14 protein-coding genes are annotated in these 13,201 nt (G+C 64.8%); 1 reads left to right on the top strand and 13 read right to left on the bottom strand.

The annotated features are described in order from the left end of the window. The first annotated feature begins 10 nt into the window (after positions 1-10). The gene (locus C3Y92_RS11185) at positions 11-499 is read left to right on the top strand and encodes a universal stress protein (RefSeq protein ID WP_129352542.1); all 489 of its coding nucleotides are present in this window, start codon (positions 11-13) and stop codon (positions 497-499) included. A 204-nt stretch (positions 500-703) separates the two neighbouring features. Here the strand turns inward: C3Y92_RS11185 and C3Y92_RS11180 are convergent, their stop codons facing one another. From C3Y92_RS11180 to gabT, 13 genes are all read right to left on the bottom strand, one after another. Next, positions 704-1,162 carry a hypothetical protein gene (locus tag C3Y92_RS11180; RefSeq protein WP_129352540.1) on the bottom strand — a complete coding sequence of 153 codons (459 nt, stop codon included), beginning with the start codon at positions 1,160-1,162 and terminating at the stop codon, positions 704-706. A 10-nt stretch (positions 1,163-1,172) separates the two neighbouring features. Continuing rightward, complete coding sequence (locus tag C3Y92_RS11175; protein WP_129352538.1) at positions 1,173-2,495, bottom strand: vWA domain-containing protein; 1,323 nt, start codon at positions 2,493-2,495, stop codon at positions 1,173-1,175. Further along, positions 2,492-3,475 (bottom strand): AAA family ATPase, encoded by a 984-nt coding sequence (locus C3Y92_RS11170; protein ID WP_129352536.1) that lies wholly within the window; start codon positions 3,473-3,475, stop codon positions 2,492-2,494. Before C3Y92_RS11170 ends, C3Y92_RS11175 begins: the two co-directional genes overlap by 4 nt. A gap of 231 nt (positions 3,476-3,706) precedes the next feature. Beyond that, positions 3,707-3,925: a hypothetical protein gene (locus C3Y92_RS11165; RefSeq protein ID WP_129352534.1), complete on the bottom strand. Its 219-nt coding sequence runs from the start codon at positions 3,923-3,925 to the stop codon at positions 3,707-3,709. A 14-nt stretch (positions 3,926-3,939) separates the two neighbouring features. After that, positions 3,940-4,248 (bottom strand): type II toxin-antitoxin system HicA family toxin, encoded by a 309-nt coding sequence (locus C3Y92_RS11160; protein ID WP_129352532.1) that lies wholly within the window; start codon positions 4,246-4,248, stop codon positions 3,940-3,942. A gap of 134 nt (positions 4,249-4,382) precedes the next feature. Then, a complete protein-coding gene (locus C3Y92_RS11155) occupies positions 4,383-5,039 on the bottom strand; it encodes a CBS and ACT domain-containing protein (protein ID WP_129352530.1) in 657 nt (218 codons plus the stop codon). A gap of 27 nt (positions 5,040-5,066) precedes the next feature. Continuing rightward, positions 5,067-6,845 (bottom strand): aldehyde ferredoxin oxidoreductase family protein, encoded by a 1,779-nt coding sequence (locus C3Y92_RS11150; RefSeq protein WP_129352528.1) that lies wholly within the window; start codon positions 6,843-6,845, stop codon positions 5,067-5,069. Between the two features lie 11 nt (positions 6,846-6,856). Then, positions 6,857-7,567: an ABC transporter ATP-binding protein gene (locus tag C3Y92_RS11145; protein ID WP_129352526.1), complete on the bottom strand. Its 711-nt coding sequence runs from the start codon at positions 7,565-7,567 to the stop codon at positions 6,857-6,859. Next, entirely contained in the window at positions 7,554-8,282 is a 729-nt protein-coding gene (locus C3Y92_RS11140) for an ABC transporter ATP-binding protein (protein WP_015860941.1), read from the bottom strand. Before C3Y92_RS11140 ends, C3Y92_RS11145 begins: the two co-directional genes overlap by 14 nt. Continuing rightward, complete coding sequence (locus C3Y92_RS11135; protein ID WP_129352524.1) at positions 8,279-9,286, bottom strand: branched-chain amino acid ABC transporter permease; 1,008 nt, start codon at positions 9,284-9,286, stop codon at positions 8,279-8,281. The genes C3Y92_RS11140 and C3Y92_RS11135 overlap by 4 nt, the downstream gene beginning before the upstream one ends. 10 nt (positions 9,287-9,296) lie before the next feature. Further along, a complete protein-coding gene (locus tag C3Y92_RS11130; RefSeq protein WP_129352522.1) occupies positions 9,297-10,181 on the bottom strand; it encodes a branched-chain amino acid ABC transporter permease in 885 nt (294 codons plus the stop codon). Between the two features lie 67 nt (positions 10,182-10,248). Next, positions 10,249-11,496, bottom strand: coding sequence for an ABC transporter substrate-binding protein (locus tag C3Y92_RS11125; RefSeq protein WP_129352520.1), 1,248 nt, complete (start codon positions 11,494-11,496; stop codon positions 10,249-10,251). A gap of 49 nt (positions 11,497-11,545) precedes the next feature. Then, positions 11,546-12,871, bottom strand: a complete 1,326-nt coding sequence (gene gabT / locus C3Y92_RS11120; RefSeq protein WP_129352518.1) for a 4-aminobutyrate--2-oxoglutarate transaminase — start codon at positions 12,869-12,871, stop codon at positions 11,546-11,548. Positions 12,872-13,201: the final 330 nt, after the last annotated feature.

Below are 13,201 nucleotides of genomic sequence, written 5' to 3'. Positions count from 1 at the left end.
TGGAGCAGCCATGAATACCGACAAAATCCTTATCGCCTACGACGGCTCGGACAATGCCCAACGCTCCGTGGCCTATGTCGCGGCCATGGTCGGGCACGATGGAACCCGACAAGTCGATGTGGCCGCCATTGAACGTCCGGCCGACCGGGACCTTTTTGCCGATGACGCGGCCTGGAAGGCCGAATGCCAGCGCCGCAACGCCGCCATGCGTGACGCCCTGGCCCAGGCCAGGGCCATGCTCGTCGCGGCCGGCATTCCCGATGGCAAGGTCGGCACGCGGTTCGTGGAGAGCTGCCGTTCCCCGCTGCGGGAAGCCACCGAATGCAGCATCGGCACGAGCATCGCCCTGGAAGTGCTGCGGCTGGCCGAGGAAGGCGGCTACGGCACCGTGGTCGTGGGTCGGCGCGGCGTGTCCAAGCAGGAGGAATTTCTTTTCGGCAGCGTCTCCACCAAAATCATCCACGCCGCCAAGGGGCTGGCGGTCTGGGTGGTGGCGTAAGGACGCGACGAGAAGAGGCAAGAGGCTTTTGGACGCCTCGTTTTGGAGGGGCAATTTATCGGTTTGGGTGGCGGCTGGCGATGGATTTGACATTTCCATCAGGCGCTTTTTCGTGGGCGCGACAAGAGTCCGGCCCGGAGCAAACGCTAGGGGCCGCCCGGACACATTCCCGGGCGGCCCTTCGGCGTTTGAGCCTGCAAGGCGCTACTGGGCCAGCCCCAGCAGCCGGTCGGCCATGAGCGACGGGGCCAGATCCCGCTTGAGGCCGGCGGAGAGCGTCAGCTCCCCGCGCACGTCCATGGGCTGGCTGGCTCCGGCCGCAGCCAAAGCCGCTTCAAAGGCCCGGCGCAGGGCCGTAAACGACGCTTCCACTTCCGGGTAGGCGTTGTCCTGCCGCCAGGGCAGGCGCAGCGATTGCCGCAGCCTGCCGGCGGCATGGTTGGGCGTGGCCAACTGGTAAACGCCGGCCGGCGCGGCCCCGGCCCGTTCGTGCTGGCCGGGATAGCAGTGGGCCTGCCAGGAAGACGGCGGCTCGGGGATGGTCGAATCAATGCGCACGTAAGGCAGGGCCAGGGCTTTTTCGTGGCCTTCCAGGACGACGTCGTAGACCAGTTCCGGGCGCAGATTGCCGCGCTTTTTGACGATATGCCAGGTAATGCGCATAGGGACTCTCCTAGTCCAGTTGGACGACGTCGCCGAACGGCGGTCGCTCCTTGGCGGTTTTGGGCACGATCCACAGCACCGGATAGGCCGGCTCCTCGGGAAACCGGTCGCACTGGAGATCGGTGAAATAGAGCAGACAGGCCGGCCGTAACCCGTCGGCCTCAACCTTGGCGAAGGCCGGGCGGTAGTCCGTGCCGCCGCCACCCGGCGGGGACAGGTGCAAGGGCGGATCGGCCCGGGAGTACACGGTCGCTTCGCCCACGGCCGCGTCGCAGGCATAGACGTGCAGCCTGGCCTCGCAGGCGCTCAGGATGGAGCCGAGCTCGGCGCAAAAGGCGGCGAGAAGCTCCTCGTCCACCGAGCCGGAGGTGTCGAGAACAAGGGCCACCTCGCCCAGGGTCATGGAGCGCGGCGAGGGGAGGTACAGACCCAGGTGGATATGGCGACGGCTGGGCGGCGACCAGGAATAGTCGCTGACCGCCCGGGCCAGGATGAAACGGCGCAGCAGTGCCGCCCAATCGAGCCTGGGCGAGGCCAGCTCGGCCAACAGCCGGTCAAGACCGGCCGGCATGTTGCCCATGGCGCTGGCCGCCCGGCGCGACTGGTTGACGTCCTGGCGCAGCTTGTCGGTCAGATCGCGGTGCTCGGATTCCCGGCGCTGCCCGTCCAGGTCCGGGTGGTCGCGCACCTCGCCGATGCTGCGGCTTGGCGTTTGGCCAAGGGTTCCGGCCCCGTCCTTGTCGCCCGAAGCGCTTTGGGGCTGTTTGTCCTGGCCGGTAAGCGCGGCGCCGGACGGCGTGGGTTCGGCTTGTCCGGCCTTGGCGGCCAGCGGCGTGTCGCCGTCGCCGCCGCCCGGGGCGGTGTCGGCCGGCAGGGCCGAAGTCTTGGCCGCATCCGTGCCGCCGCCGCCATGACGCTGGTCGATTTCGCCGGCCAGCACGGCATAGATGGCCTCGGCCGGCTTGCCGGCGTGGGCGGCCTCGAAGGGGTGGCCCGGGGGCAGGGTGAAGCCCGCTTCCACGAGCAGCGCGGACACGGCCAGGTCGCAAGCCAGGTTCCACAGCCCCTTGTCGCGGTCCTTACGGCGCAAATGGTGTTCGCAGGCCAAGTGCAGGATTTCATGGGCGATAATCGCCGAGATTTCGTCCTCGCCGCGCTCGGCCACGAAAAGGGGATTGTAGCCGAGCGTGACGCCGTCGGTCCAGACGTCGCGACAGGAGGCGTCGGCCAGTGGGGTGAGGCGCAGGGCCATGGCCCCGAAAAACGGGTGGCCCAGCACGAGCTCCATGCGTGCCCGCACGAGCTTTCGGCCTACGGCGTCGGGCGCGGTCACACGAACACCTCGGCGTTGTCGCGGGCCCAGGCGGCAAAGGCCGGCGTCTTGGCCGTGCGGCTGTCGCGGCGCACGGCGTCGCGCATGAGCAGCACCCCGAATTCCACCGGCAGCCGGGCGGCGTAGCGGGTCAGCGCCGGCATGACGTCCGGGCAGGCCAGCCGTCCCAGGGCCTCGCAGATGGCGTAGGCGGCAGCCGGCTCCAGTGGAGCCGGCGCGGCGTCGGGATCGGCCAACACGGCGTCGGTGTCGGGCAACTCGCGCCAGGTGCGCAGGAATCCGGAAAATTCCAAAGCCGCGCCGTCGCCCACGGCCCCGCGCAACAGTTCCAGTTCCACCTGCGGATCGGGCGCGCCACGCAACATGGCGGACACGAATTCCCAGGACCGGGGCGTGGGAAAGGACCGGACGGCCCGGGTCGGATCGAAATCGTGGAGCAAAGCGGGCCGGAAGCGCAAAAAGGCCGTGACCTCGGACGCGATGCCCGAAGCTTCCGCCCAGGCAATCCAGTCCTCCAGGTGGGGTTCGATTTCCAGGTGCACGAACCGGTTGGCCAAAGCGGTCGGCATGCGGTGAGTGACGGCCCGGTCCTGGTCGCGGTTGCCGGCGGCAAGGACGGTCCAGCCGTCCGGCAGCCGGTATTCGCCCAGGGCCCGGTCGAGGATGAGCTGGTAGCAGGCGGCCTGGACCAGGGGCGGGGCGGCGTTTAATTCGTCAAGGAACAAGACGCCCTGGCCGCCTGTCGGCAAAAAGGCCGGGGCGCGCCAGTGGGTGCGGCCGTCGGCGTCGATTTGCGGCAAGCCGCGCAGGTCCACGGGATCGAGGAGCACGGCCCGGATGTCGATGAGATCAAGGCCAAGGACAGCGGCGGTCTGGGCCACGATCTGGCTTTTGCCGACGCCCGGGGGACCCCAGAGAAATACGGGTTGGCGGATGGGGAGCAAGGTGGTCAGGGCGCGGGCTACATGGGACGGGATCAACGGCAACCTCCAGGAGAAAAGTCCCGGGGCGCTGCCGTCATCGGAGCAGGAGCGCGGAAGGCGGCATGGCGCGGACTTCCACGCCGCCTGACGCGCCGGGCATGGCCACCGTCCGGAAACGCCCCGGGATGGGTTGCTGATAATGAAATTGAGAATTGATGTCAATTAAATAACGGAGAAAGCAAAAATGCCAGCAAAAGCCTCTGTCTGAAGGGACACGGCGAACCGCCCTCAGGCCGGCGTATCGGGCGGCAGACAGGTCTCCTGGCAGACGGCCAGATAGTCGTCCACGGCTTCCTCGAAGGCGCGCTGGAGCGCTTCGGGGGTGGCGGCGTGGAAGGTGACGATGTCGCGGATGCCATCGATGCGGCCGTGGAGCGTGCCGTCTACCTCCGCGGAACAGACGAGGCAATAGCCCTTGTAGACGGCGTAGCAGGCGGCGTTGTCCATGGAGAGCCTCGCGGTCAGACGGCCACGCCGGCGCGCAGGAGATATTCGCGCACGTCGGCGGCGCAGCCTTTGTCCAGCACGTTTTCGGGGTGGGGGCGATGGAAGAAGCCCTTGACGCCGCCAAGAACAAACCGCACCCGTGAGCCGGCGGTCTTTTGGTGATGGTGGATTTCCCGGCCGCCCAAGGCGCGAATCAGCGCTGCCACGTCGTCCCAGAGAATGTCCGGCCGGGCGGGCACGCAAAACAGCGCTTCCCAGGTCTTTTGCCGGGCGCTGTTGAGTTTGACGGCGGGTTTGCGGGACAACACGGTTGGGGATGGCATGATTGAATAAGAAGACCAGAACCGGACGCCCGGCGTCAAGAGGCGGCATCAAGGTGGTTGCAGGAAATAAAGAGCCCCGGACGGCCAAGCGGGGATAGAGCCGTCCGGGGTGAGGCGAGGACAGGAACTATCAACTAATCGCGGGTCCAGTAGAGCAGGTGTCCGGTCTTTTCGAGTTCGGCGCGCAGTTCCCGTTCCCGGGTCTCTGGCAGACCCTGAATGCGGATGGACACGTCGCGCTGGCCCGGGCCGCCCCGGTCGTAGGAGGACAGGATGCTCACGATGCGGGCCTCGAAACGGCGCAGCTCATCAAGCACCGGCTTGAGGCTGCCCTCGGCCACGCCCAGGCGCAGCCCGATCTGGATGCCGCCCTGGTCGATGCCGGTGATGGAGACAAACAGGCGGAAGATATCGGTGTCGGTGATGATGCCGACCACCTTGTTCGTTTCATCGACCACCGGCAGGCTGCCGAACTTGCGGTCGCGCATGATAAGCGCCGCCCGCTCCACGGTGTCGGTGCACCGGATGCGCACCGGGTCCTTGGTCATGATGGCTTTGACCTTGAGCTCCGAGAGCAGGTAGGTCATTTCGTACATGTCCAGTGAGGTGGCCGAGGACGGCGAGGCCGCTTTGAGGTCGCGCTCGGAAATGATGCCGACAAGCTTTCCGTCCTTGTCCACCACGGGCAGACGACGGATTTTTTTGTCGCGCATGATCCGACCGGCCTTGATCATCGAGACATCCTCGGTCGCCGTGGCCACGTCGGTGGACATCCAATCGCCGACAAGCATGTGCCGCTCCTTTGGGATGCTTTGGGGTTAGAGGTCGGCAGCGCCGGTCGGCACGCCCTGAGGCGACCAATTGCGCAACCGGTAATAGTCGGCCAGCATGGCGTCGAAGGCCTCGCGGGGGAGTTCCTTGCCGCTTGGCAGGGGTTCGCGGTGGATGCGCTCCGGGAGGCGGTCGTCGGCCGGGGTCAGCCCTTCGCGCAGGTTGAACTCCCGGGTCATGTCGGCGATGGCCGCGGCCCGGCGTTTGAGCGCTGCTTCGCTGGCGTCGAGGCCGGTGGTCAGGCCGATGACCTGGGTCAGCTCGTCCCAGGTGTAGAGATCGCGGAAGAACCGGCACAGGATAAGCGTATCGAAGATGGTGAGACGGTCCTCGAACTCGATGAGCATGGCCGCCTTGCCTTCCACGGCGTCGGGCGGGATCATGCCGGCCAGCTCGGGCTTGTAGAAGGTGGTGCGCAGATGGCAGGCCCCCCGGTCGGATGTGGCGTAGGCCAGCCCCATGCCGCGAAGCGCCCGGGGGTCGTAGCCGGCCGGCTCCAGGCCCTTGACGTGGACGGCCAGGTCTTCCAGTCCCCAGGCCCGGGCCGCGACCTTGATGCCCTGGCCCAGGAGCGCCCCGATGCCCGTGCCCGAGGCGATGTCCTGGATGAGCCGGGCCGCGCCGTCGGGGTCGTTGTAGGCGATGGGGTAGTCCACCCGGCCGCGCGAGACGGCCTCGACGGTGAAGGCGCAGAGGTTGCCGGCGGAGATGGTATCAATGCCCAGGCGGTCGCAGAGGTCGTTTAAATACACGATCTCGGCCATGTCATCGATCATGCACAGCCCGCCGAAGGCGTAGATGGTTTCGTACTCCGGCCCTTCCAGGGTCAGGCCCTTGTGGCGGCCCGAGGCGAGCTTGGCCATGCGGCCGCAGGACATGAAGCATTTGGCGCAGGCGTGGGCCTTGACCTCGTGCTCCTTGTGGAAGGTCTCGCCTGAGATCTTCTCCCAATGTTCGCAGTTGCCCTGGGTCCAGTACTTGGCCGGAAAGGCTCCGGCCGCGTTCATGACCCCGACCATCATGGTCGTGCCCATGGCCTTGTAGACCTGCACGCCCTTGGTCTCCACCCCGCGCTTGGCAAAGGCGGCGGCATGGGCGGCCAGGCCGGCGGGATCGGCCGCCTGGCGCTTGCGGTCGCCCTGGAACACGATGGCCTTGACCTTTTTGGAGCCCATGACCGCGCCGACGCCGGTGCGGCCGGCACAACGCCAGCGTTCGTTGGCGATCATGGCCAGTCGGCACAGGTTTTCCCCGGCCGGGCCAATGACCACCGCGCCCACGCGCTTGGCGTCGTCGCGGGGCAGCACGAAACGCTCCCGGGCCGCGTCTTCGGTGGCGTAGGCGTCCAGGCCGGCCAGATCGGCCGCGTCGTGGAAGGTGCAGCCGTCGGGGTGGATGGTCAGGGCCGTGAGCGCATTCGCCGCGCCGGTGAGGACCACGGCGTCGAAACCGGCGGCGTCCACGGCCTGGGGCGTGCGGCCGCCGGAATAGGATTCGGTGTAAAACCCGGTCTGGGGGGATTTGGTGAACACGCCGTAGCGGCTGGCCCCCCAGGCCACGCCGCCGCACAAGGGGCCGGCGGCGAAGATGAGGTTGTTCTCCGGAGCCAGGGGATCGACCCCGGCCGGGTTGCGGTCGAGCAGCAGCCGGGTGGCTAGGCCCTTGCCGCCCAGATAGGCGTCAAGATGGGCCGGATCGGCCGCTTCGATAGTGAAAGCGCGCCGGGTCAGGTCAACAGTAATGATGCGTCCGTGAAAGCCGTGCATGGCTTTTCCTTTTAAATGCCGAGATAGGCCGATTTGACGTGGGGGTTTTCCAGCAGTTCCTTGGCCGAGCCGGACATGGCCACCCGGCCGTGTTCCAGGACGTAGCCCCGGTCGGACAGACGCAGCGAATGGTTGACGTCCTGTTCGACCAGAAGCACCGTGGTGCCGGCGTCGGCGATCTTGCGCAGGGTCTCGAAGATCGACTTGACCAGGATGGGAGCCAGACCCAGGGACGGCTCGTCGAGCATGAGCAGGCCCGGCAGAGCCATGAGTCCCCGGCCGATGGCCACCATCTGCTGCTCGCCGCCGGAGAGCGTCATGGCCAGCTGGGTCTGGCGCTCGAGCAGGCGCGGCAGCAGTTCGTAGACCTGGCGCAGGGTCTTGTCACGGTCCTTGTAGGCCCGCGAGTTGTAGGCCCCGATGTCCAGGTTCTCGGCCACGGTCATGAGCGAAAAGAGCCGGCGGCCCTCGGGCACATGGACCAGACCGCGCTCGACGACGGCTTCGGGGGGCAGGGCCTGGATGGCCTCGCCCCTGAAGCGGATGATTCCTGAACTCGGCGGCACCAGGCCCGAAATGGCCTTCAGCAAGGTCGATTTGCCCGCGCCGTTGCCGCCGATGATGCTCACCACCTCGCCTTCGTTGACCGTCAGCGAGAGGTCGTTGATGATCTGCACGTCGCCGTACGCGACGTTGATGTTCTCCACGCTAAGCAGCGTCATACTCGCCTCCCAGATAGGCCTTGATGACGTTTTCATCCTTGGTGACGGCCTCGGGCGAGCCTTCGGCGATCTTCTGGCCGAACTGGATGACCACCACCCGGTCGGACAGGGCCATGACGGCGCGCATGATGTGCTCGATGACAAAGACGGTGACGCCCCGGTCGCGCAGTCCCCGGATGATGCCGATCATGTCGTCGACTTCGGTGGGGCGAAGGCCGGCCATGACCTCGTCGAGAAGCAGCAGCTTGGGATCGGTGGCCAGGGCCTTGGCGATCTCCAGGCGTTTGCGGTCGGCGATGGTGAGGTTGGCGGCCAGCATGTCCTTGGTATGGTCGAGCTGGAGGGTGACCAGCACTTCTTCGGCAATTTCCCGGGCCTTGATGGTGGAATTGGTGCGCAAAAAGGCTCCCACCATGACGTTGTACAGCACGGTCTTGCTGCCGAAGGGCTTGACGATCTGGAAGGTGCGGGCCAGCCCCAGCCGGGCGAGATCCCAGGGCTTCTGGCCGTGGATGGTCTGTCCGGCGAATTTGATCACGCCCTCGGAGGGGGCGAACACGCCGGCCACGAGGTTAAAGACCGTGGATTTGCCCGCGCCGTTGGGACCAATGAGCGCCAGGATTTCGCCGGTCTTGATGTGCAGGTCCAGGGAGCTGACGGCGGTTAAGCCCCCGAAGTGCTTGGTGAGATTGGTGACTTCCAGGATGTTGCTCATTTCGCTGCTCCCTGGTCGGTGATTTTGCGGGCCAGCCGGTCATAAAGGGCGGCCAGCGGCGCGGTGAGACCCTTGGGCAGGTAGATCATGACCAGGATGAGGATGAGCCCGAAGATGACCAGATGCAGCCCGGGCAGCATGTCGCTTAAGTAGATGCGGGTGAATTCATTAAGCGGTCGCAAGAGCAGCGCGCCGATGACCGGGCCGGCGATGGTGCCCCGGCCGCCGATGAGCGCGATAAAGGCGATCTCGAAGGAGAGGTCCAGGCCCATGAGCCCTTTGGGATAGAAGTAGAGCATGAGCTGGGCGTAGAACGTGCCGGCCAGGGCGGTGAGGAAGCAGGACAGGGCCATGGCGAAGAGCTTGTAGTTGGCCACGTTGATGCCCAGGGCGGCGGCGGCCTCGGGTTCTTCGCCGCCGGCGGCCAGATAGTAGCCGATCTTGGAGCGGGAGACGAACCAGGTAAAGGCGAGGACCAGGATCAGAAGAACCAGAATGATGTAATAGTACGGTAGCTTGGACATGAACTGGTAGTCCCAGAACGTGGGATCCTTGAGCAGCGGCACAAGCAGCCCCCGGGGGCCGTTGATCTTCAGCGGTCCCAGGGTGTCGATATTTTCCACCATGACCCGGATGCCTTCGGCAAAGGCGATGGTGCACAGGCAGAAGTAGGCCCCGCGCATGCGGAAGGTGGGCAGCCCGATGATGACGCCGATGACGGCGGCAATGGCCCCGCCGACCAACATGCCGATCCAGGGCGACACGCCGTACTGCAGGGTCAGGATCGAGGAGGTGTAGGCCCCGATGCCGACGAAAACGGAATGCCCCAAGGGCAACACGCCGGCGAAACCGCCGACCAGGTTCCAGGCCGTGGTCAGGTAGGCGTAGAAAAAGAGCAGGATGAGGATTTGCAAATAGGTGGGCGAGGTCACCACCAGGGGCAGCCCGAAGGCCACCAGGGCCGCCGCGATCAGCAAGGTCCGGTCAAGTTGTTTTCGGCTCACGGCGCGCCTCCTACCAATCCTGTTTGTGGCCGAAGAAGCCGGATGGTTTGACGAAGAGAATGATGAGGAAGATGGCGTAGATGATGGCTTCGGTCCAGGTGGAGGCCATGAACTGGGAGAAGACGGATTCGATCAGGCCGATGACCAGGCCGCCCAGGAGCGCGCCGGGAATGCTGCCCAGGCCGCCGAGCACCACAATGATAAAGGCCCGGATGTCGAAGACCACGCCCACCGAAGGATAGACGTAATAAAAGGGGATGAGCACGCAGCCCGCGATGCCGGCGATGGCCGTGCCGAGGCCGAAGGCGATGTTGTAGATGCGGTACTGGTTGATCCCCATGAGGTTGGCCGCTTCGCGGTCCAGGCTGGTGGCCCGAAGGGCTTTGCCGGTTTTGGTCTTGCGCATGAACAGGGCAAGACCGACGGCCGTGGCAACGGCCACGACAAAGCCGGAAAATTTGGGAATGGAGATGATGAATTCCCCGAGCGCGAAGGACTTGTTGGAAATGGCCGTACGCACCGTGCGGTACTCGGCGCCGAACAGCATCAGCGCCAGGTTGTCGAGGACGTACCAGACGCCGGTGGTGACGATGATGACCGTCAACGGTTCCCGCACCTGGCCTTCGGCTTTGAACACGGGTTTGATGACCACGTCCTGCAGATAATAGCCGAAAACGAACAGGACGGGCGGTACAATGACAAGGGCCAGATACGGGTGGATGCCCGTGAGCCGAATCAGCCAATATGCGCTGAACATGCCGACCATAAGCAGTGAGCCATGGGCAAAGTTGACGACTTTCATCACTCCGAAGATCAGAGTGAGTCCAAGGGCCGTCAGCCCGTACATGGCTCCCATCATGGCGCCGTTGAGCGTCGCCTGAATCACCGCGGTCATGAAAAGCCTCTCCGGACGTTTGCCCCGGACCGGAAAGGCCGGTCCGGGGCGTTACTGCAACGTGTTACTACTTGTTGGCCGGGAAGGCCGGGACGTAGCCGGCGCGGCGGGCGGCCTTGGGCCACACGGTGACGCGGTCGGGCTTGCCATCGACATTGGCCACCTGGACAATGACGATGCCGGCGTTCTTGTTCTGGCCGGTCTCGTCGAACTTGACGCCGTCGTAGGAGACGACCATGCCCGGTCCGGTGGTGAGGTTGGTGGCGGCCAGGGCGTCGCGGATCTTGGCCGGCTCGGTGGAGGCGGCTCGTTCCAGGGCGTCGGCGATGACGTACATGGCGACGTAGGCGTCAACGGACTCGCCGGTCAGGTCGTAGCCGTACTTTTTCTTGAACTTTTCGTTGGCCGGCTTGGCGGCGGGCTTGTTGACGTCGGTGTTCCACTCGACTTCGTCAAAGATGCCCAGGGCGTTGGTGTCGGTGTTTTCCAGGAACTTGGGATCGGCGTGGCCGCCGCCGCTGGCCAGGACGACCTTGGGCTTGACCTGCATTTCGGCCATGGTGTTGGTCAAAAGGATGGCGTCGGCGGCGTTGGACACCAGCATGACGATGTCGGGCTTGGCGGCCTTGAGCTTGGTCACCACCGGGGTAAGGTCGGTGGCGGTGCTGGGATAGGGTTCGTCGAGGACGACCTCGTAACCGTCTTTTTTGGCCAGTTCGCGCCACTTCTCGGCAAAGCCGGTGCCCCAGTCGCCGTTTTCAAAGACAAAGGCGATCTTTTGCAGCTTCACGCCGGTTTCTTCCTGCATGTCTTTGAGGAAACGGAACTGGTCGCGCACCCACCAGGAGTCCTTGGCGGCGATGCGGAAGACGTTTTTAAATCCGCGCTCGGTGATGGTGTCGCGCACGGCCACGGGCACCACGAAGGGGATGCCGTAGCGCTCGGCCACCTGGGTGGCCGGGTAGGTGACGGCCGAGTTCCAGCAGCCGGTCATGAGGTTGACTTTTTCGGTGTTGATGAGGCGCTCGGTCTCGGTGACGCCGACGGTGGGGTCGGACTTGCTGTCGGCATAGACCAGCTCCAGCTTGGCGCCGCCCAGGGACTTGATGCCGCCGGCGGCGTTGATCTCCTCGATGGCCATTTCCCGGGCCTGCTTGCCCTGGACGCCGACCGAGGCCGACGGACCGGACAGGGGCTCGACGTTGCCGATCTTGACGGTCTTGTCGGCGGCCAGGGCCGGAGCGGCGAACAGGGCGGCGGACAGGGCCATGCCCATGCAGCCGGCCAGAATCGTCGTGATGGAACCGTTTTTCATGCCTGCACCTCTTTACGTTGTCGGTTGGCTGGGTCGGGCCTTGTTGCCGTTATTTGCCGAGGCTTTTGGAGACCTCGCGGATGCCTTCTTCCATGATGTCCAGGCCGCGGTCGAGTTGGTCGCGGGTGATGACCAGGGGCATGAGCACCCGGATGCAGTTGCCGAAATTGCCGCAGGACAAAACGAGCAGCCCGTTGTCCTGGCAGAACTTGGCCACGCCCTTGGCCGCCTCGGGGCAGGGGGCCTTGGTGGCGCGGTCGGAAACGAATTCCAGGGCGCGCATGGCCCCAAGGCCGCGCTCGTCGCCGATGAGCTGGTACTGCTTCTTAAACGAAGCAAAGCGGCGCTTGACCACGCCGCCCAGGCGCTCGGCCTTGGCCAGCAGGTTGTCCTGTTCGAAGATGTCCATGACGGCTAGACCCGCGCGGCAGGCCAGCGGGTTGCCGCCGTAGGTGCCGCCGATGCCGCCCGGGGGCACGGAATCCATGATCTCGGCCTTGCCGACCACGCCGGCCAGGGGCAGGCCGCCGCCCATGGACTTGGCCACGGTCATGAGGTCCGGGGCCACGCCGAAATGCTCCATGGCAAAGAGCTTGGAGGTGCGGCCAAAGCCGGACTGGATTTCGTCGGCCACGAAAACGATGCCGTATTCGTCGCAGATGGCGCGCAGCTTCTCGAAGAATTCCTTGGGCGGAACCACGAAGCCGCCCTCGCCCTGGACCGGCTCGGCGATGATGCAGGCGATATTCTCGGCGGCGGCGGTGGCGATAAAAAACTCGCGCAGCTTGTCGGCGCAGGCCACGCCGCACTTAGGATAAGTCAGGCCCAGGGGGCAGCGGTAGCAGTAGGCGTAGTTGGGGTACTGGTAGACTTCCGGGGCCAGGGGGCCGAAGCCGAACTTGTAGGGCTTGACCTTGCTGGTCAGGGACATGGCCAGCAAGGTGCGGCCGTGGAAGGCGTTTTTCATGGACACGACGCCGGCCCGGCCGGTGTGGCAGCGGGCGATCTTCACGGCGTTTTCCACGGCTTCGGAGCCGCTGTTGACGAACATCGCCTTTTTCTCGAAGTCGCCCGGGGCGGCTTCGGACAGGCGGGCGGCGAGCTGGACGTAGGGCTCGTACATGGTGACCATGGAGCAGGTGTGGAGATAGCGTCCGGCCTGATCCTTGACGGCGGCGACGACCTTGGGGTGGCAGTGGCCGACGTTTAACACGCCGATGCCGCCGACGAAATCAATGAACTCGCGTCCGGTGACGTCGCGAAGCAGGGCGCCCTTGGCGGATTCGACGAAAAAGGGCGTGGCGTTGGGATGCCCCTTGGGGACATAGCGATCACGCAATGCTTGCAGTTCCTGCGCCTTGTCGGTGGTGTTCACGGATCATCCTCGGATGTTTCAGGTGGTGGCGTAAGTGCCTTGTACCAAAATGCACACAAACGGTAACAGGTCTTTTCAGCAAGAACCGGACCGAGTCATAATATCAATAAAAATAAGCATGTTAACATTGGTATGACGAATTTTCCCGAAACAGCCTGATTCTGTTATGAATCAGCAAAATTGTAAAATTTCAATAAATTCGTAGTGATATTGCAAGACAACATGCTGAATCAAGTTGAATCAGCATTTTCTGCGGCTGGCCCGCCCGGAATCGCCAGGCGTGTTCCGAGACCCTTTCCTTCAGAAAGCGTCAATCGCATGAGAATCCAA

The sequence above is a fragment of the Solidesulfovibrio carbinolicus genome (assembly GCF_004135975.1).
Lineage (GTDB): Bacteria > Desulfobacterota > Desulfovibrionia > Desulfovibrionales > Desulfovibrionaceae > Solidesulfovibrio > Solidesulfovibrio carbinolicus.
The sequence above is the reverse complement of the archived record's forward strand: the minus strand, read 5'-3'. Positions and strand labels throughout refer to the sequence as shown.

Bases quoted from the DNA above. Each gene is read 5' to 3' on its own strand.
- C3Y92_RS11185 (WP_129352542.1), top strand. From the start codon at position 11: ATGAATACCGACAAAATCCTTATCGCCTACGACGGCTCGGACAATGCC.
- C3Y92_RS11180 (WP_129352540.1), bottom strand. From the start codon at position 1,162: ATGCGCATTACCTGGCATATCGTCAAAAAGCGCGGCAATCTGCGCCCG.
- C3Y92_RS11165 (WP_129352534.1), bottom strand. From the start codon at position 3,925: ATGGACAACGCCGCCTGCTACGCCGTCTACAAGGGCTATTGCCTCGTC.
- C3Y92_RS11160 (WP_129352532.1), bottom strand. From the start codon at position 4,248: ATGCCATCCCCAACCGTGTTGTCCCGCAAACCCGCCGTCAAACTCAAC.
- C3Y92_RS11155 (WP_129352530.1), bottom strand. From the start codon at position 5,039: ATGCTTGTCGGCGATTGGATGTCCACCGACGTGGCCACGGCGACCGAG.
- C3Y92_RS11150 (WP_129352528.1), bottom strand. From the start codon at position 6,845: ATGCACGGCTTTCACGGACGCATCATTACTGTTGACCTGACCCGGCGC.
- C3Y92_RS11145 (WP_129352526.1), bottom strand. From the start codon at position 7,567: ATGACGCTGCTTAGCGTGGAGAACATCAACGTCGCGTACGGCGACGTG.
- C3Y92_RS11140 (WP_015860941.1), bottom strand. From the start codon at position 8,282: ATGAGCAACATCCTGGAAGTCACCAATCTCACCAAGCACTTCGGGGGC.
- C3Y92_RS11130 (WP_129352522.1), bottom strand. From the start codon at position 10,181: ATGACCGCGGTGATTCAGGCGACGCTCAACGGCGCCATGATGGGAGCC.
- C3Y92_RS11125 (WP_129352520.1), bottom strand. From the start codon at position 11,496: ATGAAAAACGGTTCCATCACGACGATTCTGGCCGGCTGCATGGGCATG.